The organism is Streptomyces sp. DH41 (assembly GCF_029813785.1).
Lineage (GTDB): Bacteria > Actinomycetota > Actinomycetes > Streptomycetales > Streptomycetaceae > Streptomyces.
This window is the reverse complement of record NZ_JARVKY010000001.1, coordinates 289380-315759: the sequence shown is the minus strand read 5'-3', so window position 1 is coordinate 315759 and position 26380 is coordinate 289380. Positions and strand designations below refer to the sequence as shown.

Genomic DNA, 26380 nt, shown 5'->3' with positions numbered 1-26380 from the left:
AGCGGGGCCGCAGAGTGAGCGGCTGAACACTGAAAGTAGTGTTTCCTTCGTCGCGGGCGCAACTGGCTTGGAGACATTTGTCTCCAGAGCCGATTCTGGGCTCGCGTCCGGCACCATGTGGGGGTGACTCGAACCACGCAACTCGGCAACAGGACGTCAACTGTGCTCGGGCGCAGGCTCGGTGGTGAACTCCTGCGCCTGCGGGAAGCCGCGGCCATGACGCAGCAGCAGGCCGCCGAGGTCATCAGCGCGACCAACTCGAAGATCGTCAAGATGGAGCGCGGCTGGGTCCCGATGCGCGACCCGGACATCCGTGCGCTGTGCGAGTTCTACGGCTTGGCGGACGGGAAGGCCGTGGCCCAGTTGCTGGAACTGGCCAGACTGGACCGCGAAAGGCGCAAGGCGAAGGGTTGGTGGCAGGACTCGCCCCACCCTGGAGCGCTGACGGAGTACGTCGCCATGGAAGACGCCGCCAGCCGCGTACGCACATGGCAGCTCTCGCTGGTGCCGGGTCTGTTCCAAACCCCTGAGTACGCGCGGGCGCTGGCGGTCAGCGAAGGTGTCGGCTCCTGGGAGGACCCTGCGGAGATCGAGCGGATCGTGGACATCCGGATGCGTCGGCAGGAACGTCTGGTGGAGGAGCGTCCGCTTGAGGTGTATGCCGTCGTCTGGGAAGCGGCGTTGCGGCAGTTGATCGGCGGTTCCGTAACTATGCGAGGGCAGTTGGAGCGGCTTCTGGAAGTCACCGAACTGGAGAACGTCCGCCTTCAGGTCCTGCCGTTCCATGCGGGAGGGCACCCGTGCATCACGGGACCGTTCACGGTCTTGTCGTTCAATGAGACCGAGGCGGTGGACGTGGTGCAGGCAGACACCATCGCGTCCAGCGTGTGGGTGGAGAACGACGCGGCGAGCCGCCAGTACAGCGACCTCTTCGATCGCACGGCCCGGCAGAGCATGGCTCAGTGTGACTCCGTCCGCCTCATCGACGCCATCCGACAGGAGATTTGACCGATGTCCGACTTCGACTTCGTGAAGTCCAGCTACAGCAACACCTCCGGCGAATGCGTCGAGGTCGCCCTCAACGCCGTCCGAATCGTGGCCGTTCGCGATTCCAAGGACCCTGGAGACGGGCCGATACTCCGACTCGGACGTGAGGCCTGGGCAGAGTTCACGGCTGCTCTGAGCTGAGGGTGCCCCGGGGTCACGCATCTTCCCCGGAAGCGTGAATGCTTTTGCCAATCCGTCCTCGGACCGCTCGCAAGGCACCGCCACCGCCCCGGCTGGGATCTGCCCGGAGCGGTGGCGCAGAGGGCGGTGCGGTTGCCGGTACCCGGCCGGGAGTGGTCAGCCGGGCAGGGCAGCCACAGCCACCGTCACGCGTACCGCAGCTCCCCCGGCCGGACCGAGCGCCCCAGCAGCGGCAATGCCGTCGCCGCCGCCAGCAGGCAGGACGCGTACACGGCGGGCGCGACCAGCAGGGCGGTCCAGGGGAGTGAACCGTCGCCCGTGAGAGTTGAGTACCAGGTGCCGATCGCCATGCCCCCGATGCCGGCCAGCAGCAGGGCGGGAGCGAGCGGGACGGCGGTCTCCAGCAGCAGCGCCCGGTTCAGGACCGTACGCGGGACGCCGGCGGCGACCTGGGCGGCCAGAGCCCGGCGGCGGGTGGTCAGGGACTCGGCGGTGCCCACGGCGAGGCCGGAGAGCGTGATGACGAGGGCGACGACGACGGCGGCGCCGGTCAGGTCGAGGCCGGTGGTGTAGTACTCCATGTCGGCGGCGAGGTGGTCCCGCCCAGTGGCGCGCAGGTCGATGAGCATCGCGTGCCGGACGCACAGGAACGCCGTGCCGGCGACCGTCACCAGCAGCACCGCGGCGTGGGTGCGGGCCGGGGCCCACGGGTCGTCGCGCAGCCGTTCCGCCGCGATGAGCGGGGCCGCCGTCCGGGCTCGGGGGGCGAGCAGCCGCCCGGTGATCCGGGCCGTGGCCCCGGACAGCCACACCACACCGGCGGCAAGCGCGATGACGAGGCAGAAGCCGGTCAACGGCGTCCGCCAGTCGAACCGGTTGCCCGAGACGTGGCCGTCGCCCATCGCGAGCGGTACCGCCCCGGCCAGGATGACCAGTGCACCCAGGAACAACAGCCCCGGCCCCCGGCCCGTCGTCGGCCGTACCCGGCGCACCCGGCCCAACGGCGAGGCCACCACCCGGCGCAACGCCACCGCGCCCGCCACCGCGCCCAGCCCCGGTACGCCGACGGCGACCAGCGCGAAACCGGTCCAGGTCAGCGCGGTCGGCCCGCTCCACAGGCGCAGCAGGAACAGGCCGGAGAAGACGGTCGCCACCGCCGAGCCCGCCAGACACGCCAGTCCGGTCTCCAGCGCGGCGATGCGCCGCACCTGCCAGGGCGTCGCCCCGGCGAGCCGCAGACCGGCCAGCCGCCGGTCGCGGTGCACGGCGCCGATCCGGGCGCACTGGCCGAGGAAGGCCAGCACGGGCACCAGCAACAGCAGCAGACCGCTGATCACCCCACCGCGGGTGCCGGCTCCGCTCAGCAGGCCGTGGAAGGCGGAGACGCGGTAACCGTCCCGGACCGACAGGAGGGTGACGGCCGCCAGCGCGAAGCCCGTCGCCAGCGCCGCGCCCACTGCCGTGAGCGTGATCCGCCACCACTCCCGCCGGTCCGACCCGCGCACGAGCTGCCGGGCCAGCCGGACGTCCGAGAACACCGTGCTCACGCCGTCACCCCCAGCGGTGCCAGGACGCCGTCCCGCAGCCGGACCTCGCGGTCCGCGTACGCCGCCACCTGGGCGTCGTGCGTGACCAGCAGCACCGCGGTGCCCGACTCCCGGGCCGTGTGCGCCAGCGCCGTCATCACCTGCTCGCTCGCCAGCGAGTCCAGCGCCCCGGTCGGCTCGTCCGCGAAGACCGCCTTCGGCCCGGTGGCCAGCGCGCGGGCCAGCGCCGCCCGTTGTGCCTGCCCGCCGCTCATCTCACCCGGCCGCAGCTCCTCCTGCCCGCACACCCCGAACCGCTCCAGCCACTCCCCGGCTCGCGCCCGCGCCTCGGCGCGGCCGGTTCCGGCGAGCATCAGCGGCAGCGCCACGTTGTCCATCGCCGTCAGCTCCGGGATCAGCTGCCCGAACTGGAAGACCACGCCGAAGTCGGTGCGGCGCAGCTCGCTCAGCCGCTTCTCGGGCAGTTCCTCCAGCCGCTGACCGGCGTACGTCACCGAACCGGCGTCCGGCCGGACGATCCCGGCCAGGCAGTGCAGCAGCGTCGACTTCCCGCTGCCGCTGGCCCCGGTGACGGCGAGGATCTCACCGGCCCGCAGTTCGACACACGCGCCGCGCAGGGCCTTCGTCCTGCCGTGCGCCTTCACCAGGTCGCGGGCCGCGAGCAGCGGCCCGGTCGTGGCCTCGTACGTGTCCCCGTTCCTCATGCTGTGCGGACCTCCGCGGTCAGAGTGGTGAGCCGGGCCGCCGTGGTGGTCATCCAACGGAGGTCGGCGTCGAGGTGACTGAGGGCGTAGTCGGTCGACAGCACGGTCGTCAGGTCCGTGCCAGGGGCCGTCTTGACCGCCGTGAGCTCCCGCATCCGTCCCATGTGAGCGGCGCGCTGGGCCAGCAGGTAGGCGCCCGCGTCGCCGCCGGTGAGGATCGAGACGACGACCTTGGCGAAGATCTCGTTCGTCACGAACGGGGCGGGCGGTGCGATCTCGGCCGCCCATCGGGCCAGTTCACGCGTGCCCTGGTCCGTCGCGCGGTACGCGGTCCGTTCCGGGCCGCCGTCCGAGGCGGTGCCGTCGACCTCCGCGAGACCGTCCCGGACCAGACGCTGCAGCGTCGTGTAGACCTGCCCGTAGGCCAGCGGACGGGCCTCGGGGAAGCGTGCGTCGTGGCGTCGCTTCAGGTCGTAGCCGTGGCTCGGCCCCGAGGCGAGCAGCCCCAACAGGATGTGACGGGTGCTCATGGGGGACAGTATTCACCGAGTACATGTACTGAGTGAATAGTCGCGCGGTGTTCCGGAGGTCGCCGCCACCGGTTTGCGTGATCCTGGAACGGGTCGGGGGGTTCTTTTGCGCCGGTTGGCGGGGATTTCGCTGACATGGAGAGTGACCAGGGTCACGTTGTCGGTGTCGGGGCGTCTGACCTTGAAAGGACTGGGTAGGGCTGCCGTAACCCGCCAAAAGCGTGCTCGACAGAAGTCGACGAATCTCGACGAAGTTCTACGAAGGAGACCCCCGTGGTTGCACTGGCACCGCTTCTGCTCCCGGCCCCGTCCAAACCCGTGGCGGAGCCGTCCACTCCATGGGCGGAGCCCTCCGCCGCCTCCGACACCCCGCACTACTGCGTCTTCGGCGCCACCGGCAGCTGCGCCGAGACCCCGCTCACCAGCGAACCGCCGCTGCCCGACGCCGAGCCCCTCACCAGCGAGTCGCCGTTCGCCGACGCCGTACCGCTGACCAGCGAGTCCTCGCCCGAACTCACGGCGGACGTGCCGGAGCAGGGCGGCCCCTCCTTCGCCGTCCCGGAACCCACGAGGTCGTAGAGGTCACAGATGCCAGCAGCCAGGCCGGCCGAGCCCCCCACCGAGGACCTTCCCGAGGATCTGACCCGGCTCGCCGCCCTGCACGGCGTCGCCACCTCCTACAGCCCGTCCCCGGACCGCACCGTCGCGGCCTCGGCCACCGCCGTCACCCTGGCCCTGGCCGCCCTCGGCGTGGACACGAGCACACCGCGGGCCGTACGCGCCGCGCTCGCCGCCCGTGAGGGCGAACTGCGCGAACGCCTGCTGCCGCCCACCGTGGTCGGCCGGCAGGGCGGCGGGACGCCGGCCGCCCTGGCCGCACTTCCCGAGGGCACCCGGCTGCGCGTCGACACGGAGCAGGGCGAGACCTGTGACGGCACCGGGCCGCTGCCACCCGGCGTCCACCGCCTGACCGCCACCGCGCCCGACGGCCGGACCGCCCGCGCCCACCTGATCGTCGCGCCCGCCAGGCTGCCCGTCCCGGCCACGCGTTCCTACGGACTTCTCGTCCAGCTCTACTCCCTCCTCTCCCGCCGCTCCTGGGGCATGGGCGACCTCGGCGACCTCGGTGAACTGGCCGCCTGGGCCGGACGCGCCTTGGGCGCCGGGTTCGTCCAGGTCAACCCGCTGCACGCGGCCGTGCCCGGTGCTCCCACCGACCCCTCCCCGTACCGGCCCTCCTCCCGCCGCTTCCCCGACCCCGTGCACCTGCGGATCGAGGACGTGCCCGAGTTCGCGTACGTCACCGACCACGCGCGCGTCCGGGCCCTCGGGGAGCGGGCCGGGCGGCTGCGCGAGGCCGTACTGGAGAAGGGCGCCCTGATCGACCGGGACGCCGTGTGGGAGCTCAAGCGCGAGGCCCTCGAAACGCTGTGCGAGGTTCCCCTCGGACCCGGCCGCCGCGCCGCCTACTGCGACTATCTCGCCGAACAGGGCACCGCGCTGGAGGACCACGCCACCTGGTGCGCGCTCGCCGAAATCCACGGTTCCGACTGGCACCAGTGGCCCGAGGGCCTGCGCGACCCCCGCTCCGCCGACACCGACCGCGCCCGCACCGAGCTGATGGACCGCGTCGACTTCCACTCCCGCCTCACCTGGCTCACCGACACCCAGCTCACCGCCGCACAGCGCACCGCCCGCGAGGCCGGCATGCCGGTCGGGATCGTCCACGACCTCGCCGTGGGCGTGCATCCGCGAGGCGCCGACTCCTGGGCGCAGCAGGAGTACTTCGCCGCCGGCATGTCCGTGGGCGCGCCGCCCGACGCCTTCAACGCCCGCGGCCAGGACTGGGGCCTGCCGCCCTGGCGCCCCGACCGCCTGGCCGACTTCGGCTACGCGCCCTTCCGGCGCCTGCTGCGGGGCCTGTTCCGCTACGCCGGAGCCCTGCGCATCGACCACGTCATGGGCCTGTTCCGTCTGTGGTGGGTCCCCGAGGGCCACCCGCCCACCGAGGGCACCTACGTCCGCTACGACGCCGAGGCCATGCTCGCCGTACTCGTCCTGGAGGCCACCCGGGCCGGCGCCGTGGTCATCGGCGAGGACCTGGGCACCGTGGAGCCGGGCGTGCGCGAGGCGCTGCGCGAACGCGGGGTGCTCGGCACCTCGGTGCTGTGGTTCGAGCGTGACTGGGCGGGCGACGGCCGCCCCCTGCCGCCCGAGCGGTGGCGCGCCGACTGCCTGGCCACCGCCACCACCCACGACCTGCCGTCCACCGCGGCCCGCCTCACCGGCGAACACGTCGAACTCCGCGACCGCCTCGGCCTGCTCGCCCGCCCGCTGGAGGAGGAGCGGGCCGAGGCGTCGGCGGACACGGCCGAGTGGCTGGAGGTACTGGCCCGGCTCGGCCTGCTGCACGGCACCGGCGGCGACACCGGTGCTCCTTCCGAGGAGGCCGGCATCCAGGCCGTCCACCGCTTCCTGCTGCGCACCCCCGCCCGCATGGCCGGCATCTGGCTCCCGGACGCCGTGGGCGACCGCCGCCCGCAGAACCTCCCCGGCACCTGGGACCAGTACCCGAATTGGCGCCTGCCCGTCGCCGACGCCGAGGGCCGCCCCGTGACCCTGGAGGACCTGGCCCTCTCACCCCGGCTGCACGCCCTGATCGACGCCGTACGGGAGCGTGCCGAAGGCTGAGCGGCACGCTCCCGGGCCCCCGTACGGCACCCCGGGCGCGCGCCCGTTCCGGCCGTTCGCTAACTTTGCACCGTGGACAAGAAGAACGCCCTGCGCGCCGGCGCCCTGGCAGCCGGTACGACGCTGATGATGCTGCTCATGTCGTCCCCCGCGCTCGCGCTGACCCGCGACGACGGCGACGACCCCGGTCCCGGCCTCAGCGTCATCGAGACGGTGGGCCTCTACGTCGTGGCCCCGATCGCGCTGTTCGTGGTCATCACGGCCCTGGTCATGGTCCTGGACAGGTCCAAGGAGGAGCACCGCGTGACCTCCCGCAACATCAGGACCAAGGCGAAGGCCGACGCCAAGGCCTGACGGGTTCAGAGCCCGACTGCTTCAGAGCCTGACGGCTCGCCTCAGCTTCACCGAGGGCGCCGGTCCCACCGCACGTACGCGCGTCAGCGCGGGTACGGGCAAGGGGCCGGCGCCCTCGGCGCGTCTCCCGCCTACCTCTCGGTTCCGGCCAGGAGGTCCCGCAGCAGGACGGCCAGTTGGCCCGCCCGTTCGTCGTCGAGGACGGACAGTGCCTCCGTCTGGACGGCCAGTCCCGCGCCGACCGCCTCGTCGATCAGCTCCAGCCCCCGGTCGGTGAGCGTGACCTGAAGTCCCCGCCGGTCGTGCGGGTCGGGGGAGCGGCGCAGCAGCCCGGCCCGTTCGAGCTTGTCCAGCCGACCGGTCATGCCGCCCGTGGTGAGCATCAGCGTGGCCGAGAGCTGCCGGGGGGAGAGCGTGTAGGGCTCACCGGAGCGGCGCAGGGTGGCCAGGGCGTCGAATTCCCCGCGGGAGATTCCGAAGCGCGTGTACGCCTTCTCCATCCGGTCGCCCATCGCGCGCGCGAGCCGGAAGACGCGGCCGAACACCTCCATGGCGGCCGTGTCCAGGTCGGGCCGCACCTCCGCCCACTGGCCGATGATCGCGTCGACGGGGTCCTTGGGCGGCTCGGGGGGCCGGCCGGGGCGTTCAGTCATGGCATGAGTATCGAGGTCGATCAGGCTCGGTCGCAAGAAAGTAGCTTGACGGAAACTTGCTTAGAGCTAAGCTACTAACTGCCGAGCTTCGCTTCTCCGTCTCCCGGAAGGGAGCCCGCCATGCCCGCCGGCCGCCCCGCCCTCATCGCGCTCACCGCCCTCGCGCCCGTCTCCTGGGGCACCACCTACGCCGTGACCACCGAGTTCCTGCCGCCCGACCGGCCCCTGTTCACCGGGCTGACGCGCGCACTGCCCGCCGGTCTGCTGCTGCTCGCCCTCGCCCGGGTGCTGCCGCGCGGCGCCTGGTGGTGGAAGGCGGCGGTGCTGGGCGCGCTGAACATCGGGGCCTTCTTTCCGCTGCTGTTCCTCTCCGCCTACCGGCTGCCGGGCGGGACGGCCGCCGCGGTCGGTTCGGTCGGCCCGCTGTGCGTCGTCGGGCTCTCGGCGCTGCTGCTCGGGCAGCGGCCCACCGCCCGGTCCGTGCTCGCCGGCGTCGTCGCCGCGTTCGGTGTCAGCCTGGTGGTGCTGAAGGCGGCCGGGGCGCTGGACGCGCTCGGCGTGCTGGCGGCCCTCGCGTCCACCGCCTCCATGTCGGCCGGCACCGTGCTCACCAAGCGGTGGGGCCGCCCCGAAGGCGTCGGCCCGCTCGCGCTCACCGGCTGGCAACTGGCCGCCGGCGGCCTGCTCATCGCGCCGCTCGCCCTCCTGGCCGAGGGCGCCCCGCCCGCCCTGGACGCCCAGGCGGTCGGCGGCTACCTCTACCTCGCCCTGGCCAACACGGCGTTGGCGTACTGGCTCTGGTTCCGCGGTATCGGCCGGCTCTCCGCCACCCAGGTCACCTTCCTCGGCCCGCTCTCCCCGCTGACCGCCGCCGTCGTCGGCTGGGCGGCGCTCGGCGAGGCGCTGACGCCGGTACAACTGGCGGGCATGGCGCTGGCGTTCGGGGCGACGGCCGCGGGACAGCTCGGGCCGCGGGCGCGGGCGGCCGGGCCCCTGGGACCTTTCAGTTCTCCTTTCAGTTCTCCTACAAGGAAAGGTCGAAAAGATTCGATGGACCTGACGGGTCCAGCGCTGCGACGGTAGGCCGGTAGAACCGCCGTGATCGTCGCCCTGCCGAGAGGACCTCCGTGGCCGTAGCCGACCGCCGGACCACCACCCCCGCGCTCACTCCCGCCGTCGGCCCGGCCGCCCCCGTCGCTCTCGGAATCGGGCTCGCCGTACTCGCCACCCTCGTCTGGTCCGGCAGCTTCGTCACCTCCCGCGCCCTCGGTGACAGCGTGCCCCCCGTCCAGCACGCCTTCTGGCGCTGGGTGGTGGCGCTCGCCGTCGTCGCTCCCTTCGGCGCCCGGCGGGCCTGGCGGCAACGCGCGCTGATCCGGCGTCACCTCGGCTTCGTCCTCCTCGCCTCCCTGCTCGGCGTGACCGTCTACAACACCCTGGTCAACCAGGCCGGAGTCACGACCCCCGCCGCCAACATGGGCATGATCATGGCGGCGTCCCCGGTGCTGATGGCGGTCTTCGAACGGGCGGGCGGCGTACGGCTCGGCGCCCGCCGGGTCGCCGGGCTGCTCATCGCCTGCGCGGGCGTGTTGCTGCTGGTCAAAGGCGGGGCGTCGTTGTCGGCCGGTGACCTGTGGATGATCGCCGCCGCCTGCTGCTTCGGGTCGTACAGCGCGCTGCTGCGCCGCGGGCCCACCGGGCTGGACGGCGTGGGGTTCCTGTTCACCACGTTCCTGTTCGGCACCGTCCTGCTGCTGCCCGCCCAGGTCGTCAGCCTCGCCGTCCAGGGCGGCTTCAGCCCGGCCCCGGGCAATGTCCTGCCGCTCCTCTACGTCGGCGTCGCCTCCTCCGCGGTCGCCTTCTTCGCCTGGAACAAGGCGATCTCCCTGATCGGCCCCTCCCGGGCCGGCGTCGTCTACTACCTCCAGCCGGTGTGCGTCGCCCTGCTGTCCTGGGCCCTGCTCTCCGAGCCGACCGGCTGGGCGCAGGCCGGGTGCATGGCGCTGATCCTCGGCGGCGTCGTCCTCGGCGCCGCCTCGGGGGCCGGGCCGCGTCGGTGAGGAGCGCGGCCCGCGGGTAGGTTGCCGCCATGGCCGACTGGGACATCCGCAAGCTGCGGATCCTGCGAACGCTGCGGGAACGGGGCACGGTGACCGCGACGGCCGAGGCGCTGCGCATGACGCCGTCCGCCGTGTCGCAACAGCTGACGAACCTCTCCAGGCAGCTCGGGGTGGAGCTGCTCCAGGCCCAGGGCAGACGGGTCCGGCTGACGGACGCGGCCCGCCTGGTGCTGCGGCACGCCGAAGCGGTGTTCGAGCAACTGGAACGGGCCGACGCCGAGCTGGCGGCCCACGTCCGCGGGGACGCCGGTGAGGTGCGGGTCGGCGCCTTCTCCACCGCCGTACCCGCCCTCGTCGTACCCGCCGTGACCGCGCTGCGGGTGACGCACCCCGGGATCGCGGTGCGGGTGCGGGAGGCCGAGGCGCAGGAGGCGTACGAGCTGCTGGCCGCCGGGGAGGTGGACCTCGCGCTGTCGCTGGCCGCGCAGGCGCCGAGCGCCGTCGACCCGCGCTTCACCCGCGTCCCGCTCCTCGCCGACCCGCTGGACGTCGCCCTGCCCTGCGACCACCCGCTGGCCCGCGCGGACGGGCTGCGGCTGGCCGACCTCGCCGCCGAACCGTGGATCTTCGGGGGCAGCGGGCCCTGGTCCGACATCACACGCGGAGCCTGTGAGACGGCCGGGTTCAGGCCCCACCAGGGCCACGCGGCGACCGGCTGGACGGCGATCCTCGCGATGGTCGAGGCGGGCATGGGCGTGGCCCTGGTGCCGCGCATGGCGGCCGTACCGCGGGACGGGGTCGTCATGCGTGAGCTGCGGGCGGACCGCCCGGTGCGGCACGTGGTCGGCGCGGTGCGCAGGGGGGCCGAGGAGAGCGCGGCGGTGGGGCGGGTACTGGACGCCCTGCGGACGGCCGCGACCCCCGCCTCCGCCGGCCCGGGGCCCGCCCCGCGCGCCGGGCAGGCCCCGGCCTGACCCCGCCGGGGAAAGGGAGGGGGCGCCCGGTGCGACGAGCACCGGACGCCCCCTGGAGACGTGGCGCCTACTCGCCGGAGGCCGCCGCGTCCGCCGCCTGCGCCCTCAGCGCGCGCTCGACGCCCGAGCGGGACTCCGAGACCAGCCGCCGCAGGGCCGCGTTCGGCTCGGCGGAGGACAGCCAGGCGTCCGTGCGGTCCAGGGTCTCCTGGGACACCTGCACCGCCGGGTACAAACCGACCGCGATCTGCTGGGCCATCTCGTGCGAACGGGACTCCCAGGCACCCTTGAGCGCCTCGAAGTACCGCTCCGTGTACGGCGCCAGCAGCTCACGCTGGTCGGTCTGGACGAAGCCGGCGATGACCGCCTCCTGCACGGCGTTCGGCAGCTTGTCGGACTCCACGACCGACTCCCAGGCCTCCGCCTTGGCCGCCTCGGTCGGACGGGCGGCCCGCGCGGTGGCGGCGTGCCGCTCACCGGCGGCGGTCCTGTCCCGCTCGTACTCGCCCGCGATCTCCGACCCGCCGAACCGGCCCACGGCCGCGAGCCGCTGCACGAACGTCCAGCGCAGCTCGGTGTCGACGGCCAGACCCTCGATCGTCGTCGTGCCGTCCAGCAGCGCGTCCAGCAGGTCCAGCTGCTCCGGCGTCCTGGCCGTCGCCGCGAACGCGCGCGCCCACGCCAGCTGGTGGTCGCTGCCCGCCTCGGCGGCCCGCAGATGGGCCAGCGTGGCCTCCGTCCAGCGGGTGAGCAGCGCCTCGCGGGCGGTCGGGGCGGCGTACTGGTCGATGGCCAGCTTCACCTGGCGGTGCAGCGACTGCACCACGCCGATGTCGGACTCCTTGCCGATGCCCGACAGCACCAGGGAGAGGTAGTCGCGGGTCGCGAGTTCCGCGTCCCGGGTCATGTCCCAGGCCGACGCCCAGCACAGGGCACGCGGCAGCGACTCGGTGAAGTCGCCCAGGTGTTCGGTGACGACGGCGAGGGACTGCTCGTCGAGGCGGACCTTCGCGTACGACAGGTCGTCGTCGTTGAGCAGCAGCACCGCCGGACGGGGCTTGCCGACCAGCTGCGGTACGGCCGTCAGCTCGCCGTCCACGTCCAGCTCGACGCGGTCGCCGCGCACCAGCTTGCCGTTCGCGTCGAGGTCGTAGGCGCCGATCGCGATGCGGTGCGGGCGCAGGGTGGGCTCGCCCTTCGCGCCGACGGGCAGGGCGGGGGCCTCCTGGCGGATGGCGAAGGAGGTGATGACGCCCGCCCCGTTCTCGCCGTCTGTCTCGATCACCGGGCGCAGGACGTTGATGCCGGCCGTCTCCAGCCACGCCTTCGACCAGGTCTTCAGGTCGCGGCCGGAGGTCTCCTCCAGGGCGCCCAGCAGGTCGGACAGGCGCGTGTTGCCGAACGCGTGCCGCTTGAAGTACGCCTGCACGCCCGTGAAGAACGCGTCCTCACCGACGTACGCCACGAGCTGCTTGAGCACCGAGGCGCCCTTGGCGTACGTGATGCCGTCGAAGTTGACGAGCACGTCGTCCAGGTCGCTGATGTCCGCCATGATCGGGTGCGTGGACGGCAGCTGGTCCTGCCGGTACGCCCAGGTCTTCATCTGGTTGGCGAACGTCGTCCACGAGTGCGGCCACTTCGAGCCGGGCGCGTCGGCCTGGCAGGCGGCCTCCGCGTAGGTGGCGAACGACTCGTTCAGCCACAGGTCGTTCCACCACTCCATGGTGACCAGGTCGCCGAACCACATGTGCGCCAGCTCGTGCAGGATCGTGGCGGCCCGCACCTCGTACGCGGCGTCCGTCACCTTCGAACGGAACACGTACTGGTCGCGGATGGTCACCGCGCCCGCGTTCTCCATGGCGCCCGCGTTGAACTCGGGCACGAACAGCTGGTCGTACTTCGCGAACGGGTACGGGTAGTCGAACTTCTCCTGGAACCACTCGAAGCCCTGCCGGGTCACCTCGAAGATGGCGTCCGAGTCGAGGTGCTCGGCGAGCGAGGGGCGGCAGTAGATGCCGAGCGGGACGGACTGGCCGTCCTTCTCGTACACACTGTGCACGGCGTGGTACGGGCCGACGATCAGCGCCGTGATGTACGACGAGATGCGCGGGGTCGGCTCGAAGACCCAGACGTTGTCCTGGGGCTCCGGGGTGGGCGAGTTGGAGATGACCGTCCAGCCCTCGGGTGCCTTCACGGTGAACTGGAAGGTCGCCTTCAGGTCCGGCTGCTCGAAGCTCGCGAAGACCCGGCGCGCGTCCGGCACCTCGAACTGCGTGTACAGGTAGGCCTGGTCGTCGACCGGGTCGACGAACCGGTGCAGGCCCTCGCCGGTGTTGGTGTACGCGCAGTCGGCGACCACGCGCAGGATGTTGCGCCCCGGCAGCAGCCCCGGCAGGGCGATGCGGGAGTCCTGGAACACCTCGGCGGCGTCGAGGGAGTCGCCGTTCAGCGTCACCTCGTGGACCGTCGGCGCGACCAAGTCGATGAAGGACTCGCCGCCGCTCCCGTCGCCGGTGTCCGCGACGTCGAAGCGCACCGTGGTCACGGACCGGTAGGTGCCGCCCTCCTGCGCGCCGGTGAGGTCGAGATCGATCTCGTACGAGTCAACGGTCAGCAGCGTCGCCCGCTGCCGCGCCTCTTCGCGAGTCAGGTTTGTGCCAGGCACGCGGTCATCTCCTCGTTATGTGTGGGTTGCGCCATCCTTCCACGTGGCCCGTACCCAACGCGATGTCCGTTTCCCGCCGGTGCGCGGGCCGGACGGGCGCGAGCCTTGGACCATGCAGCACTACATCGCACGGCCGATACCGCAGGCCGCCCTGAAGGAACTGCGCTCCACCGACGACGCGGGCCGCGTGCCCGCCCCGCTGACCGACGACGAGGGCGGCGCCCCGCTGCGCTGCTGCCTGCGCCGCAGCCGCCCGGGGGAGAGGATCGCCCTCGTCTCCTACGCCCCGCTGCGGCGCCGGGCCGCCCGGACGGGCGCCGACCCGGGCGCGTACGACGAACGGGGGCCGGTCTTCGTCCACGCCGAGGAGTGCGCGGGACCGGAGGCGGACGGCCTCGCCTTCACGAACTCGCACCGCGTCCTGCGCCGCTACTCGGCCGACGGGCGCATCCTGGGCGGGCGGCTGGTCGAGAGCGCCGACGCCTTCCCACCCGCCCTCCGGGAAGCGTTCGACGACCCGGCCGTGGCGTTCGTCCACGTCCGGGCCGTCGAGTACGGCTGCTTCCTCTACGAGGTCACGGCTGCTTCCTCGTAGAGGTCACGGCTGTGTCCTCTACGAGGTGAGGCGCGACTAGCCCTTCAGCTCCGCCGCCACCAGCTCCGCGATCTGCACCGCGTTCAGGGCCGCGCCCTTGCGCAGGTTGTCGTTGGAGACGAACAGCGCGAGGCCGTTGTCCACGGTCTCGTCCCGGCGGATGCGGCCCACGTACGACGGGTCCTGGCCGGCCGCCTCCAGCGGGGTCGGCACCTCGGTGAGCGCGACGCCGGGGGCGCCGGCCAGCAGCTCCTTGGCGCGCTCCACACTGATCGGGCGGGCGAAGCGGGCGTTGATCTGGAGGGAGTGCCCGCTGAAGACGGGCACGCGCACGCAGGTGCCGGACACCTTCAGCTCCGGGACCTCCAGGATCTTGCGGGACTCGTTGCGGAGCTTCTGCTCCTCGTCCGTCTCGTGCAGACCGTCGTCCACGATGGAACCGGCCAGCGGCAGCACGTTGTACGCGATCGGCGCCACGTACTTCTCCGGCTTCGGGAACTCCACCGCCGAACCGTCGTGGGCGAGCTTCGGCGCGTCCGCGCCCACCTTCTGGACCTGCTCGAACAGCTCGTCCACGCCGGCCACGCCGGAACCGGACACGGCCTGGTAGGTGGCGACGACCAGCGCCTCGAGACCCGCCTCCGCGTGCAGCGGACGCAGGACCGGCATGGCGGCCATCGTCGTGCAGTTCGGGTTGGCGATGATGCCCTTGGGGCGGTCGGCGATCGCGTGCGGGTTCACCTCGGAGACGACCAGCGGGACCTCGGGGTCACGGCGCCAGGCGGAGGAGTTGTCGATCACGACAGGGCCCTGGGAGGCGACCTTCTCGGCCAGCGCCTTCGAGGTGGCGCCGCCCGCGGAGAACAGCACGATGTCCAGGCCCGAGTAGTCGGCGGTGGCCGCGTCCTCCACCGTCACACCGTCCAGCTCCTTGCCGGCGCTGCGGGCCGAGGCGAACAGGCGCAGCTCGGTGACGGGGAAGTCGCGCTCCGTGAGGATCCTGCGCATGACCGTGCCGACCTGACCGGTGGCTCCGACGATTCCGACCCTCACGGTGACTCCTTCTCCGTTTGTGCGCGTGTCTTCACGCGCGCTTTGCTCGGCCGAGACTTTTCCATCATGGGGCGAAGTCCGGCCCGCCTGTCCACTTCTTTGCGCGGGATGCCCGCACCCTGGGACGCGGCGGCTCGTACAGCGGGCGCGGTCCTTTGCTGGAAACCCCTGCTGAGCTGCAGGAATTCATCTCCACCGGGCGCCGCGCCGCAAGCTGTGCTGTTCCGGCCCCTGCCCATCCTTTCCCTCCCCACACGACGATGTGACGTACGCCTCGCCCCGGGGGGTCGCCGGTGGGGCGAACGTTTCGGGCCCCGCCGGCGTCCTAGGGGAAACGTGGCTGGGGGAGGGGTGGCTGTGCTGCGCAGAAAGGCCCGCCGCGGGCAGAGGGACGGCGTACTCGACGACCCTCTGGACGCGGCCCAGGAACGCCGGGTGCGGGCGGTGCTCGCGCTGGGCGGGGTCCCGCAGGCGGACCTGCCGGACGGGGTGCAGCAGGTCCGCCTGCGGCTGCTGGAGCGGACGGCGAGCGGACGGGAGGCGCCGCGCGACGTGTCCGCGTGGGCGGCGGTCGTCGCCTCCAACCTGGCCATGGACTGGCACCGGGCCAGGCGCCGCCAGGACCGGCTCGGCGAGCGCCTGGCCGCGCTGCGCCAGTTGGAGCAGCCCTCCGGTGAGGAGACCAGCCTGCTCTCCCTCGCCGTGGCCCAGGGCCTGGACGAGCTGCCCGACGCCCAGCGTCAGGTCCTCGTCCTGCGTTTCTACGCCGACCTGCCGGTGCGCGGCATCGCCGAGGAGCTCGGCATTCCCGAGGGCACGGTCAAGAGCAGGCTGCACACGGCGGTACGGGCGCTGCGGGCCCGCCTGCACGAGGACGAGGTGGTGTGAGATGGCCGCCGAACAGCATCCCGGTGGGCACGACGCGCTGATGGCCGCGATCATGGGCGAGCCGCTGCCGCCCGGGGCGGGCGCGGACACGGGCGCCGAAGCCGAGTACCGGTCGGCGGCGGCCGACGTGGAGCTGCTGCGGGAGCAGCTGGGGATCATCGGGCGGTCGCTGGGCGAGCCGCCCGCGGAGCGCCGGGCCCCCGCCGCGGCCGAACCTGTGCACCGCCCCGGCCCCCGCCGCCCCCGGCGCCGTCCGCTCGCCCTCGCCTTCGGCGCCCTCGCGGCGGCGTGTGCCGCCGCGCTGGTGACGGGCCTCGGCTGGCTGGTGGTGCGGAGCGGAAGCGGGGCCGCCGAGGACACGGCGAGCGGGAGCGCCGCGGTCGGGGACAAGGAGGCGGACTCCGCCGAGGCCGGCGGTGCCGCCTTCGGCAGCCCCCGCTACCTCGCCTGCGCCCGTCTGGTGGCCGAGGGCACGGTGACCGGCGCCGAGCCGGTGCCGGGGACCGGGCGGCACCGGATCACCCTCGACGTGACCCGCTCCTTCAAGCCGGAGGAACGGCCGGAACGGGGCGGCGAGCCGGTCACGTTCGTCCTGGACGACACCACCGCCCGGCTCGCCGTGGGCGACCACGCGCTGATCGGCGTCCCCCGGTACGGGAACACGCCGGACACGGTGATCACCGGCGAGGAGGCCGTCGCCACCGAACGCGCCTGGATCACGGCGTCCCTGCCCGAGGCCCGCACCCTCACCTGCGACTGACCTGTCCGGAGCAAGCCGAAGGGGCGGGCGCCCCGCGGAGCGCCCGCCCCTCCCGCGTACCGCACCGGACTACGGCACGACCGTGCCGATCCGTACGCTGCCGAGGCCCGCGGCCGTGCCGTGGGCGTTCACCAGCTGGACCCGGCCGAAGAACTCACGGCCCTCCGGAGCGGCGGCCAGCGCCGTGACGCTGCCGGAGACCGTCGCCGAGTCGCCCGTGCCGAGCTCGACCGGAGCCGAGCCGTCCACGGTGACCGAGCCGAGGGACGCGGCGAAGTACACGTCCCGGTAGTCGTACTCCGTGGTGCCCGACGGCACCGAGTAGCCCACGACCTCGACGGTGTAGGCACCGGCGGCCGGCTTCGGCACCGAGACCGACTCCTCCGAGTCGCCGTCGGCGGACTGGCCGACGACGTTGCCGTCCTTGTCGTAGACCGTCAGGTCCAGGTCGGAGGCCGCGTCGGAGACGCCCCCGATGGCCACGTCGAGCGACGTGGCGCCCTCGGGAACCTCGACCGTGGACGTGGCCGTCGCGCCCTGCTCGATCGACGGGCGGGACGTCTCGGCCGAGCCGAGCGGGCCGCCGACCAGCTTGCCCTCGATCGGGCCGTACTGGTTCGTCACCTTCCAGGAGGCGGAGGCCGGGGTGCCCACCTCGGCCTCCGGCACGGTCACGACCTCCGGGTCGAAGGTGGCGCCGAGCACGGTGACGTCCAGCTTGTACGGGTTGTCCAGCAGCGGCGAGGTGCGCCGCGACTCGACCTCGATCTCCCAGACGCCGGGCTGCGGGTCGGCGTACGCGCGCACGTCGGGCCGGCAGCCGTTGCCGTCGAGGTAGTTGTTGTAGCAGTACGGCGTGGACGTGTTGTCGACCGGGACGCCGTAGGGGTGGATGGCGATGAACCGGGTCTGGCTGCCGTCCTTCAGCCCGCTCATCGCCACCTCCAGCGCCTTCGCGCCCTCGGGGACGGTCACGAAGTACGACTCGGTGTCGTTGCGCTGCACGGAGTCCTTGGCGGAGAAGTCGTACTCCAGCGGGGCCGAGGCCACGACCGTGGTCAGGACCAGCTTGTCGGTGCCCTCGGTGCGCGGGTCGTCGACCTCCAGGATCGCGCTCTTGATGCCCTCGGAGCGCGGCTCGGCCTGCACCTTGACGGTCACCGGCTCGTTCAGCGGCAGCCGCACCTCGTCGGAGCCGACGATCCGGAAGGTGCGCCCGGCGTTGTTCTCGAAGTGCAGCTCGTGCCGGATCGCGCGGTCCTCGCCGGAGGTGCGGGTGAGCGTGATCTCGTACGTCTTCTTCTCCCCGGCCTTCAGTCCGCCCTCGCGGTCGTAGAGGCCGGTGCCGTGGCCCGGGGTCTTCAGGAACTGGTCGATGGCGGTGTCGACCGGCGCCTCGACGGTGTACTCGTGGGCGGTGGCGCCCTTGCGGATCGATCGCCAGGCGTCGGGGATGTTGATGAGGCCCGCGCCCTGCTCGTAGGCCTGCGCGCCCTTGATGTGGTCGGCGGTGGAGGTCAGCGCCGTGCGCAGCTTCGCCGGGGTGAGGTCGATGTCCGCCTGCTCGGCCGCCGACAGCAGCAGCGCGGAGGCGCCGGCGGCCTGCGGGGACGCCATCGAGGTGCCCTGGAGCATGCCGTAGCCGGCGGGGAGGTCGTAGCCCGCCTCCGGGACCGGGGAGCCGGGCACCCAGGTCTGGATGGTGTTGACCGCCGCGCCGGGCGCGGTGAGCGTCGGCGTGAAGCCGCCGTCCTCACGCGGGCCGCGCGAGGAGAACGGCATCATCGCGTACTTGGTCTTCACCGCGGAGCCGTAGTTGGCGGCCCAGGTCTCGCGGGAGATGGACGCGCCGACGGAGATCACCTTGTCCGCCAGCGACGGGTCGCCGATGGTGTTGGCGCCGGGGCCGGAGTTGCCCGCGGAGATCACCAGCTGGACGCCGTAGGTGTCGATGAGCCGCGTGTACAGCTCGGCGCGCGCGTTGTTGCCGTCGTTGAGCGCGGGCAGACCGCCGATCGACATGTTGACGATGTCGACGCCGCGGTTGACGACGAGGTCGAACATGCCCTCGGTGAGCGCGACGTTGGTGCAGCCGCCGCTCCAGGTGCAGGCACGGGACGAGACGATTTTCGCGCCGGGCGCGGCACCGTCCATCCGGCCGCCGAACAGGCCGTTGGCGGCGGCGAGTCCGGCCACATGCGTGCCGTGCGAGCCCTCGATGACGCCGATGTTGACGAAGTCGGCCTTGGCGCCGGCCCCGTTGTGGACGACGTCCTCGCGGATCTCGACGACGAACGGCTGGCGCTCGGCCACGTCCGTCTTCGGGTCGTCGGTGCCGAAGTACCCGATCTGGAAGCCGTCCTTGTAGGGCTTCATCGGGGTGTCGTCGGCGAAGTCGTGGTTGTCGTTCAGGTCGACGCGGACCGTGCCGGCCTGCGCGTCGTAGAGGACGCCCCAGGAGTCGGTGGTGTCACCGTCCCGGTTGGCGTCGCCCCCGGCGTCACCGCCGGTGGTGTACGACTCCAGGAAGGTGCTCACCCGGTACGAGCCGGCGGGCGCCGTCCACGTCTCGCCGCCGTAGGTGAAGGTGGGCCCGGAGACGGAGGTGGTCATCGGGCGCCAGGTCCGGTCGCCGTCGACGACCGGGTCGGTGGCCGTGACCCAGTCGACGATCTTGCGCTCGCCGGTGGTGGTCTTCTGCAGCGCCGGGTGGGCGAGGTCGACGCCCGAGTCGAGGACGCCGATGGTGATGCCGCGGCCGTCCGCCTTCGGGTACTTCTTCACGAAGTCGACGGCGCCCGTCTCGAAGGACGGGTTGTACGGGTTCTCGGCGGGGGTGCGGCGGTCCGGCGCGGGGTAGGAGCGGCCCTTGTGGTGCTCGGCGCCCTTCGCCCGGTCCGCGCCCGGCGTCGGGTCGTCCAGCGGGATCTCGTCGCGCAGGTCGATGCCGTGCACGGAGGAGAGCTTCGTGGCGGCGGCGATGGCCGAGTCCGCCTTGTCGGTGGGGACGGTGGCGCGGACGTAGCCGAGCTCGTCATAGGTCCGGCCGACCGAGCCGCCGCCGACCGCGTCCAGCTTCTTCGCCACCTGCTCGGTCTCGCCCGGCGCGGTGGCGACCATCATCGTGACGTTCTTCGTGCCGTCGGCCTTCGCCTCGGCGAGCAGGTCGGCGTCGTGTGAACCGAGCTTGTCGTGCGCGGACTTGACGGAGGCGTCGGCCGGGGCGTCGACGGGGGGAGTCGTCCCCGGACCGTCGGCGGCCAGGGCCACGGGTATCGGCCCGACCGCGCAGAGCGCGGCGACGAGGCCCGTGGCCACGGCAATGCGGGCCGCGCGTCTCGCGCCCGGTATCGGTTCGCGCTGGGGGCTGTGGGTCATCGGCATCCCTATGTAGGTGAGGGAACGTGCGAGAACGACCGGGTCCGATCGGTCCCGGCCGGAGCAGTCCGGAATCCGATCCCGGACGACCGCTCAGCTTTACGCAAGGGTTCACTGTTTGGGGAGAGTTGTCCGGGACGGGACGGAGCCATGGCGTACTTCCGCCATACGCCACCGGGGACACAAGGGGCAGGCTGTGACAATCCTGTGAGCCGTGCCCCGCGGCCCGCACCACGGGACGCCTCCGGACCGAGAAGGCCGGAACACGCCCAACCACCCCAGGACGCGTCAACCTTCACGCCGCCGGCCCGGTCACTGTGTCCGACCGAGCGACGCGCAGGACGCAGACGATGGGGGAAGACATGACCGCACGCGTACGAACCACGCTGGTGGCGGCCACCGCCGTGGCCCTTTCGGTGGCGCTGGCCGCCCCGGCCGTGGCGGCGCCCGGCACCGGCGGCCACGACGCCACCCGCCGGGCCATGGAGGCCGCGGTCGCGGACGGCGTGCCCGGCGCGACCGCGACCGCCCGAGACGGCCACCGCACCTGGTCGGAGACGGTCGGGGTGGGTGATCTCAGGACCGGCGAGCCGCGTTCCGAGCGGGACCGCTACCGCGTCGGCAGCATCACCAAGACCTTCGTGGCCACCGTCCTGCTCCAGCTGGAGGCCGAGGGCCGGCTCTCACTGGACGACACGGTGGACACGTGGCTGCCCGGCGTGGTCGAGGGCAACGGCCACGACGGCGGCCGTATCACTTTGCGCCAACTCCTCAACCACACCAGCGGCGTCTACGACTACACGGTCGACGAGGAGTTCACCCGCACCTACTTCGCCAAGGACGGCTTCTTCGAGCACCGCTACGACACGGTGACGCCGAGGGAACTGGTGGAGATCGCCACGGCCCACGAACCGGACTTCGCGCCGGGCACCTCGTGGAACTACTCCAACACCAACTACGTCCTGGCCGGCATGGTGATCGAGGAGGTCACCGGTCGCCCGTACGGCGACGAGGTGCGCCGCCGCGTCATCGAGCCGCTGAAGCTGCGCGCCACGTCGGTGCCGGGCACCAGGGCCACCATGCCGCAGCCCAGCAGCCGCGCCTACTCCAAGCTGGCCAGGACGGCCACGGGGCCCACGTACGACGTCACGCGGCTCAACCCGTCCATCGCCGGTGCGGCGGGCGAGATGATCTCCAGCTCCGACGACCTGAACCGCTTCTACACCGCCCTGCTCCGCGGCAGGCTGCTGCCCGCCGAGCAGCTGGCCGAGATGACGACCACGGTCCCCGTGCAGCCGGGCGCCGGCTACGGCCTCGGCCTGATGAAGCGGGAACTCGGCTGCGGAGTGACCGTCTGGGGCCACGGTGGCGGCATCCACGGCTCCTCGTCGGAGGCGGTGGTGACGAAGGACGGCCGGCACGCGCTCGCCTTCAACTTCAACGGCGACTGGTCGGGCGACAGCGGGGCGGTGATCGAGGCGGAGTTCTGCGCCGAGTAGACCCGCCGTGCACGAGGAGGGGCCCCGGCGCAGCGGTGGCCGGTGGCCCGGTGGCCCCTCCTCTCCCCTCCTGGCGACCGCTCCGGTCCGTCACTACCGGGGCAGCGCCACGACATACGCGGCGGGTTCCCGGTCCCCGGCCGCCATCAACGCCGTACGGACGACGGCCGCCTGGTGTTCCGGGCAGTCCCGCAGCTTGCGCGGCGTGAGGTGCACGACCGTGATGCCCAGCCGTTCCAGGTGCTCGCGCTTGCGGGCGTACTGAGCCCAGAGCGCGTCGTCCTCCCGCTGACGGTGGGCGCGGGTGTCCAGCTCCAGTGCCACCGAGTGCTCGGGCCAGAAGGCGTCGACACCGCCGAGGAGGGGCCCGCCGGGCAGGCGCAGGTCGACGTTCCAGACCGGTTCCGGCAGGCCGTGCTCGCGCACCATCCGGTACAGGCGCTGCTCGGCCAGCGCCCGCCCCTCCGCGACCAGCGAGTCCACGGCGTCCACCACGTGCGGGCGGCTGAGCAGCCGGGCCCGGTTCAGCTCCCGTACCACCGAGGCCGGTTCGCAGTGCCCGCCGCGTACCGCCTCCGTCAGCAGCCGGCGGACGACGCCCGCGTCCGACAGCTCCGCCACCGCGTCGGCCAGGGCCCGCGCCACCGGAGCCACCGGAACGCCGGTGACCTGCACGGAGGTGGGCAGCGCGGTCGTGCGGACGATCCGCGCGCAGCCCGTCGTACGCAGCCGGCGCAGTCTGGGCACCAGGACGTCGATGACGTCCAGGGACGGCAGCGGGGGAGCGGCGGTGAAGCCGTGCAGCGTCAGCGCGGCCAGGCCCGTGATCATCGCCTCCGCGTAGGCGGGGACGGGCGGCGTCTCCTCACGGCCCGGCTGGACCGGTACCGAGGCGGTCACCCCGACCGGGACACCGGCGGCCGCACCGGCGTTCCCGGCGCCGTTCTCGCCGCCGTTCCCGGCGCCGTTCTCGCCGCCGTTCTGGACGACGGTCCGCTCCCGTGCCGCGTACAGCAGCACCGCGTGCAGGCGCTCGTCGCTGGTCGGCGGGCCCTGGTGGAGCAGGACGACGTTCGGGAGGAGCTGCTGCCAGGGCCCCCCGGGCCGGCACCGTTCGCTGGTCTCGGCGGCGGAGACACCGTGCGCCCGCAACTGAGCTGCCGTCACCAGCCGGCGCCGGCCGGCGGCCAGGTGGTGGAGGGGGCGAGGGGAGAGCGGGGTGTTGTGCGTCATGACCGGGACTTTCCCGCGTCCGGTCCGCCCTTTAACCCCTGTTACAAGTCCATCGCCAAACCCGGACAAGACCGCCCTAAAGGACGGGTGTTCGGATGCCGAAAACCCCTGGTCCGCCGGGTGCGGACCAGGGGTTACGGCTGCTGTTGACCGAATTCCGTAACGGTGACGGAACGCCCAATCATTGGCCAGAGGTCGGGGTGGGGCCGGCGCCCGTGCGCCGCCGGGCTACCGTCCGGCGTCCACCGCCGCGTCACACGCCTGGCCGCGCAGCGCCCGCGCCAGGTCGTCCCGTGCCTCCAGCACCAGCCGGCGCAGCGCGGGCGCGGCGTCCTCGTGCGCGGACAGCCACGCGTCCGTCGCGTCGAGCGTGTCCTGGGAGTCCCGCAGGGACGGGAACAGGCCCCGGACCACGTCCATCCCGATCTGGATCGACCGCTCGGCCCACACCCGCTCGATCGCCGCGAAGTACTTCTGGGCGTACGGGGCGATCAGCTCCCGCTGCGAGGCCTGCTCGAAGCCCGCGATCGTCGCCTCCACCAGGGCGTTCGACAGCCCGTCCGACTCCACGACCTGTGCCCAGGCCTGCGCCTTCACCGCCGCCGACGGGCGGGCCGCCAGGCAGCGCACCTGGTGGCGCTTGCCGGAGGCCGTGTCGTCGCGGGCCAGCTCGGCGGCCAGCACGCCCTCGTCGGCGTCGCCGTGCGCGGCGAGCGGCTCCAGGAACGCCCAGCGCAGCTCCTGGTCCACCTCCAGACCGTCGATCTTCTCGGTGCCCTCCAGCAGCCCGCGCAGCAGCCGCAGCTCGGCCTCGTCCGAGGCCACCGCCGCGAAGAACCTCGCCCACGCCAGCTGCTGCTCGCTGCCCGGCACCGCGTCCCGCAGCTCCCGCAGCGCGCCCTCGCCGAGCAGTCGGCCACCGGCCTGGCGCCAGTCGGGGGCCACGTAGTGCGTCAGCGCCGAGTTCGCCCAGGCGTGCAGCATCTGGAGCACGCCGATGTCCGACTCGCGCCCCGCGAACCGCAGCACCAGGCCGACGAAGTCCCGCGCCGGGAGCAGCGCGTCCCGGGTCATGTTCCACAGCGCCGACCAGCACAGGGCACGGGCCAGCGGGTCGGTCAGCGCACCCAGGTGGTCGCGCAGCGTCGCCAGCGACGTCTCGTCGAAGCGGGTCTTGCAGTACGTCAGGTCGTCGTCGTTGACCAGCACCAGCTCGGGCGCCTCGGCGCCGGCCAGCTCCGCCACCACCGTGCGAGGCCCGTCGACGTCCACCTCGGCGCGCGCGTACCGCTCCAGGGAACCGTCGCCCGTACGCCGGTACAGACCGACCGCGACCCGGTGGGGGCGCAGCTCCGGGTGCGACTCGGCGGCCTCCTGCACCACCGCGAGCTCGTCGACGCGGCCCCCGGAGCTCAGCAGCACCTGCGGGGTCAGCGAGTTGACGCCCGCCGTCTGGAGCCAGGAGCGCGCCCAGGCCGCCATGTCCCGCCCGCTGGTCTCCTCCAGGACCGACAGCAGGTCACCGAGGCGCGTGTTGCCGTACGCGTGCCGCTTGAAGTAGCGCCGCGCGCCCTCCAGGAACGCGTCCTGGCCGACGTACGCCACCAGCTGCTTCAGTACGGAAGCGCCCTTGGCGTACGTGATGCCGTCGAAGTTGAGCTTGGCGTCCTGGAGGTCGCGGATGTCGGCGGTGACCGGGTGCGTGGAGGGCAGCTGGTCCGCGCGGTAGGCCCACGCCTTGCGGCGGTTGGCGAAGGTGATCCAGCCGTCGGTGAAGCGGGTCGCGCCGACCAGCGAGAAGGCGCCCATGAAGTCGGCGAAGGACTCCTTCAGCCACAGGTCGTCCCACCACTCCATGGTGACCAGGTCGCCGAACCACATGTGCGCCATCTCGTGCAGGATGACGTTGGCGCGGCCCTCGTAGGACGCCCGGGTCACCTTGCCCCGGAAGATGAACTCCTCCCGGAAGGTCACCAGTCCCGGGTTCTCCATCGCGCCGAGGTTGTACTCGGGCACGAACGCCTGGTCGTACTTCCCGAAGGGGTACGGGTAGTCGAAGTGGTCGTGGAAGAAGTCCAGGCCCTGCTTGGTGACCAGGAAGACGTCGTCGGCGTCGAAGTGCGGGGCCAGCCCCTTGCGGCACATCGCGCCGAGCGGGATCTCCAGCCGCGTACCGTCCTCGAACACGCGCTCGTAGGAGTCCGTGACGTAGTGGTACGGGCCGGCGACGACACAGGTGATGTACGTCGAGATCGGCTTCGTCTCCGCGAACCGCCACACCCCGTCGACGCGTTCACCGGCGCCGTTGCTCCACACCGTCCACTCCTCGGGCGCCCGCACCTCGAAGCGGAAGGGCGCCTTGAGGTCAGGCTGCTCGAAGCCCGCGAAGACCCGGCGGGAGTCGGCCGGCTCGTACTGGGTGTACAGGTACACCTCGCCGTCCTCCGGGTCGACGAAGCGGTGCAGGCCCTCGCCGGTGCGGGAGTAGGCGCACTGGGCGTCGACGACCAGTTCGTTGTCGGCGGCCAGGTCCTCCAGGGCGATCCGGGAGCCGTCGAAGACCTCGCTCGGGTCGAGGTCGCGGCCGTTGAGGGAGACCGCGGTGACGCTCGGCGCGATCAGGTCGGCGAAGCCGCTCGCGCCGGGCTCGTTGCAGCGGAAGCGGATCGTGGTGACGGACCGGAAGGTGCGCGGGCCGTCGCCCTCCGCGTCACCGATGGCCGAGCGCACGTCGAGGGACACCTCGTACCCGTCGACGGACAGCAGGGCGGCCCGCTCCCGGGCCTCGTCGCGGGACAGATTCTCTCCGGGCACGGGCGGCACTCCCTCGGGTGGTGTTCAGTATGCGGACAGCGTCGATCCTGCCATGTGCCCCTGACGCGCGGCAGCCGGGAATGGCCACGGCGTCCGGCCGGTTGCCAGGGAGAAGAGCTCGGCCCTGTTGCCTCATGAGGAGAGACATGTCGGAGAAGACGCCCGTCGACTTCTGGTTCGACCCGCTGTGCCCCTGGGCCTGGATGACCTCCCGCTGGGTCCTGGAGGTGGAGAAGGTCCGGGACATCGAGGTCCGCTGGCACGTGATGAGCCTCGCCGTCCTCAACGAGGACAAGCTCGACGAGCTGCCCGACGAGTACCGCGAACTGCTCGAGACCAAGGCCTGGGGCCCGGTCCGGGTCGTCATCGCGGCCCAGGAGGAGCACGGCGCCGAGATCCTCGGCGACCTCTACACGGCGCTCGGCACCCGCTTCCACAACCAGGGCGAGGGCCCGGAGAGGGAGACGGTCGCCGCCGCCCTGAAGGACGCCGGCCTGCCCGAGTCGCTCATGGACCACTGGGACTCCACCCCGTACGAGCCCCAGCTGCGCGCCTCCCACAAGGAGGGCATCGACAAGGTCGGCCAGGAGGTCGGCACCCCGGTCATCGCCGTCCCCGGCGCCGACGGCGCGCAGCTCGCCTTCTTCGGCCCGGTCGTCACCCCGGCGCCCAAGGGCGAAGACGCCGCCAAGCTCTGGGACGGCACCCTCGCGGTCGCCTCGGTCCCCGGTTTCTACGAGATCAAGCGCACCCGTACCAAGGGCCCGGACTTCAGCAACCTGTAGCGGCCACCG

At 72.6% G+C, this 26380-nt stretch carries 22 protein-coding genes; 13 read left to right on the top strand and 9 right to left on the bottom strand.

Annotated elements, in window-relative coordinates; genetic code table 11:
• Positions 1–123: 123 nt before the first annotated feature.
• Positions 124–1008, top strand: a complete 885-nt coding sequence (locus tag QC283_RS01355; RefSeq protein ID WP_279559423.1) for a DUF5753 domain-containing protein — start codon at positions 124–126, stop codon at positions 1006–1008.
• 3 nt (positions 1009–1011) lie between these two features.
• On the top strand, positions 1012–1188 hold the full coding sequence (locus QC283_RS01350) for a DUF397 domain-containing protein (RefSeq protein WP_279559422.1): 177 nt from the start codon (positions 1012–1014) through the stop codon (positions 1186–1188).
• A 185-nt stretch (positions 1189–1373) separates the two neighbouring features.
• Here the strand turns inward: QC283_RS01350 and QC283_RS01345 are convergent, their stop codons facing one another.
• The 3 genes from QC283_RS01345 to QC283_RS01335 are packed head-to-tail and all read right to left on the bottom strand — an operon-like array spanning position 1374 to position 3969.
• The gene (locus tag QC283_RS01345; protein WP_279559421.1) at positions 1374–2735 is read right to left on the bottom strand and encodes an FtsX-like permease family protein; all 1362 of its coding nucleotides are present in this window, start codon (positions 2733–2735) and stop codon (positions 1374–1376) included.
• Positions 2732–3439 carry an ABC transporter ATP-binding protein gene (locus tag QC283_RS01340; RefSeq protein ID WP_279559420.1) on the bottom strand — a complete coding sequence of 236 codons (708 nt, stop codon included), beginning with the start codon at positions 3437–3439 and terminating at the stop codon, positions 2732–2734. The genes QC283_RS01345 and QC283_RS01340 overlap by 4 nt, the downstream gene beginning before the upstream one ends.
• On the bottom strand, positions 3436–3969 hold the full coding sequence (locus QC283_RS01335) for a PadR family transcriptional regulator (protein WP_279559419.1): 534 nt from the start codon (positions 3967–3969) through the stop codon (positions 3436–3438). Before QC283_RS01335 ends, QC283_RS01340 begins: the two co-directional genes overlap by 4 nt.
• Before the next feature lie 273 nt (positions 3970–4242).
• Here QC283_RS01335 and QC283_RS01330 point away from each other — a divergent pair, with 273 nt between their 5' ends.
• The 3 genes from QC283_RS01330 to QC283_RS01320 all read left to right on the top strand — a co-directional run bounded on the left by QC283_RS01330 (position 4243) and on the right by QC283_RS01320 (position 7014).
• Positions 4243–4548 (top strand): hypothetical protein, encoded by a 306-nt coding sequence (locus tag QC283_RS01330; protein ID WP_053130923.1) that lies wholly within the window; start codon positions 4243–4245, stop codon positions 4546–4548.
• A gap of 9 nt (positions 4549–4557) precedes the next feature.
• Complete coding sequence (malQ, locus tag QC283_RS01325; RefSeq protein WP_279559418.1) at positions 4558–6660, top strand: 4-alpha-glucanotransferase; 2103 nt, start codon at positions 4558–4560, stop codon at positions 6658–6660.
• 72 nt (positions 6661–6732) lie between these two features.
• Positions 6733–7014, top strand: coding sequence for a hypothetical protein (locus QC283_RS01320; protein ID WP_279559417.1), 282 nt, complete (start codon positions 6733–6735; stop codon positions 7012–7014).
• 131 nt (positions 7015–7145) lie between these two features.
• Here QC283_RS01320 and QC283_RS01315 read toward each other — a convergent pair whose 3' ends face one another.
• A complete protein-coding gene (locus tag QC283_RS01315) occupies positions 7146–7667 on the bottom strand; it encodes a MarR family winged helix-turn-helix transcriptional regulator (RefSeq protein ID WP_279559416.1) in 522 nt (173 codons plus the stop codon).
• 120 nt (positions 7668–7787) lie between these two features.
• Here QC283_RS01315 and QC283_RS01310 point away from each other — a divergent pair, with 120 nt between their 5' ends.
• The 3 genes from QC283_RS01310 to QC283_RS01300 are packed head-to-tail and all read left to right on the top strand — an operon-like array spanning position 7788 to position 10701.
• Positions 7788–8750 (top strand): EamA family transporter, encoded by a 963-nt coding sequence (locus tag QC283_RS01310; protein ID WP_279559415.1) that lies wholly within the window; start codon positions 7788–7790, stop codon positions 8748–8750.
• Positions 8751–8794: 44 nt separating this feature from the next.
• Entirely contained in the window at positions 8795–9727 is a 933-nt protein-coding gene (locus QC283_RS01305; protein WP_279559414.1) for a DMT family transporter, read from the top strand.
• 29 nt (positions 9728–9756) lie between these two features.
• The gene (locus QC283_RS01300) at positions 9757–10701 is read left to right on the top strand and encodes a LysR family transcriptional regulator (protein ID WP_279559413.1); all 945 of its coding nucleotides are present in this window, start codon (positions 9757–9759) and stop codon (positions 10699–10701) included.
• Between the two features lie 67 nt (positions 10702–10768).
• Here the strand turns inward: QC283_RS01300 and pepN (QC283_RS01295) are convergent, their stop codons facing one another.
• Positions 10769–13366, bottom strand: coding sequence for an aminopeptidase N (gene pepN, locus QC283_RS01295; protein ID WP_279559412.1), 2598 nt, complete (start codon positions 13364–13366; stop codon positions 10769–10771).
• A gap of 112 nt (positions 13367–13478) precedes the next feature.
• On the opposite strand from pepN (QC283_RS01295), the gene QC283_RS01290 reads away from it, so the two are divergent.
• The gene (locus QC283_RS01290) at positions 13479–13961 is read left to right on the top strand and encodes a DUF1203 domain-containing protein (RefSeq protein WP_279559411.1); all 483 of its coding nucleotides are present in this window, start codon (positions 13479–13481) and stop codon (positions 13959–13961) included.
• Between the two features lie 36 nt (positions 13962–13997).
• On the opposite strand, the gene QC283_RS01285 is transcribed toward QC283_RS01290, so the two are convergent.
• Complete coding sequence (locus tag QC283_RS01285; RefSeq protein ID WP_279559410.1) at positions 13998–15014, bottom strand: aspartate-semialdehyde dehydrogenase; 1017 nt, start codon at positions 15012–15014, stop codon at positions 13998–14000.
• 351 nt (positions 15015–15365) lie between these two features.
• Between QC283_RS01285 and QC283_RS01280 the strand changes: the two genes are divergently transcribed.
• Positions 15366–15902 carry an RNA polymerase sigma factor gene (locus QC283_RS01280; RefSeq protein ID WP_279559409.1) on the top strand — a complete coding sequence of 179 codons (537 nt, stop codon included), beginning with the start codon at positions 15366–15368 and terminating at the stop codon, positions 15900–15902.
• A 1-nt stretch (position 15903) separates the two neighbouring features.
• Positions 15904–16662, top strand: coding sequence for a hypothetical protein (locus QC283_RS01275; protein WP_279559408.1), 759 nt, complete (start codon positions 15904–15906; stop codon positions 16660–16662).
• 69 nt (positions 16663–16731) lie between these two features.
• On the opposite strand, the gene QC283_RS01270 is transcribed toward QC283_RS01275, so the two are convergent.
• Complete coding sequence (locus QC283_RS01270) at positions 16732–20040, bottom strand: S8 family serine peptidase (RefSeq protein WP_279559407.1); 3309 nt, start codon at positions 20038–20040, stop codon at positions 16732–16734.
• A gap of 362 nt (positions 20041–20402) precedes the next feature.
• Here QC283_RS01270 and QC283_RS01265 point away from each other — a divergent pair, with 362 nt between their 5' ends.
• Entirely contained in the window at positions 20403–21539 is a 1137-nt protein-coding gene (locus tag QC283_RS01265) for a serine hydrolase domain-containing protein (protein WP_279559406.1), read from the top strand.
• A 93-nt stretch (positions 21540–21632) separates the two neighbouring features.
• Here the strand turns inward: QC283_RS01265 and QC283_RS01260 are convergent, their stop codons facing one another.
• Complete coding sequence (locus QC283_RS01260) at positions 21633–22772, bottom strand: hypothetical protein (RefSeq protein ID WP_279559405.1); 1140 nt, start codon at positions 22770–22772, stop codon at positions 21633–21635.
• A 228-nt stretch (positions 22773–23000) separates the two neighbouring features.
• On the bottom strand, positions 23001–25586 hold the full coding sequence (gene pepN, locus QC283_RS01255) for an aminopeptidase N (RefSeq protein ID WP_279559404.1): 2586 nt from the start codon (positions 25584–25586) through the stop codon (positions 23001–23003).
• Between the two features lie 146 nt (positions 25587–25732).
• Between pepN (QC283_RS01255) and QC283_RS01250 the strand changes: the two genes are divergently transcribed.
• A complete protein-coding gene (locus QC283_RS01250) occupies positions 25733–26371 on the top strand; it encodes a mycothiol-dependent nitroreductase Rv2466c family protein (RefSeq protein WP_279559403.1) in 639 nt (212 codons plus the stop codon).
• Positions 26372–26380 lie beyond the last annotated feature (9 nt).

Excerpts from the sequence above, each read along its gene's own strand:
- QC283_RS01340 (WP_279559420.1), bottom strand. The coding sequence starts at position 3,439 with ATGAGGAACGGGGACACGTACGAGGCCACGACCGGGCCGCTGCTCGCG.
- QC283_RS01335 (WP_279559419.1), bottom strand. The coding sequence starts at position 3,969 with ATGAGCACCCGTCACATCCTGTTGGGGCTGCTCGCCTCGGGGCCGAGC.
- QC283_RS01275 (WP_279559408.1), top strand. The coding sequence starts at position 15,904 with ATGGCCGCCGAACAGCATCCCGGTGGGCACGACGCGCTGATGGCCGCG.
- QC283_RS01300 (WP_279559413.1), top strand. The coding sequence starts at position 9,757 with ATGGCCGACTGGGACATCCGCAAGCTGCGGATCCTGCGAACGCTGCGG.
- QC283_RS01290 (WP_279559411.1), top strand. The coding sequence starts at position 13,479 with ATGCAGCACTACATCGCACGGCCGATACCGCAGGCCGCCCTGAAGGAA.
- QC283_RS01310 (WP_279559415.1), top strand. The coding sequence starts at position 7,788 with ATGCCCGCCGGCCGCCCCGCCCTCATCGCGCTCACCGCCCTCGCGCCC.
- QC283_RS01265 (WP_279559406.1), top strand. The coding sequence starts at position 20,403 with ATGACCGCACGCGTACGAACCACGCTGGTGGCGGCCACCGCCGTGGCC.
- QC283_RS01250 (WP_279559403.1), top strand. The coding sequence starts at position 25,733 with ATGTCGGAGAAGACGCCCGTCGACTTCTGGTTCGACCCGCTGTGCCCC.
- malQ (WP_279559418.1), top strand. The coding sequence starts at position 4,558 with ATGCCAGCAGCCAGGCCGGCCGAGCCCCCCACCGAGGACCTTCCCGAG.
- QC283_RS01315 (WP_279559416.1), bottom strand. The coding sequence starts at position 7,667 with ATGACTGAACGCCCCGGCCGGCCCCCCGAGCCGCCCAAGGACCCCGTC.
- QC283_RS01350 (WP_279559422.1), top strand. The coding sequence starts at position 1,012 with ATGTCCGACTTCGACTTCGTGAAGTCCAGCTACAGCAACACCTCCGGC.
- QC283_RS01270 (WP_279559407.1), bottom strand. The coding sequence starts at position 20,040 with ATGACCCACAGCCCCCAGCGCGAACCGATACCGGGCGCGAGACGCGCG.
- QC283_RS01260 (WP_279559405.1), bottom strand. The coding sequence starts at position 22,772 with ATGACGCACAACACCCCGCTCTCCCCTCGCCCCCTCCACCACCTGGCC.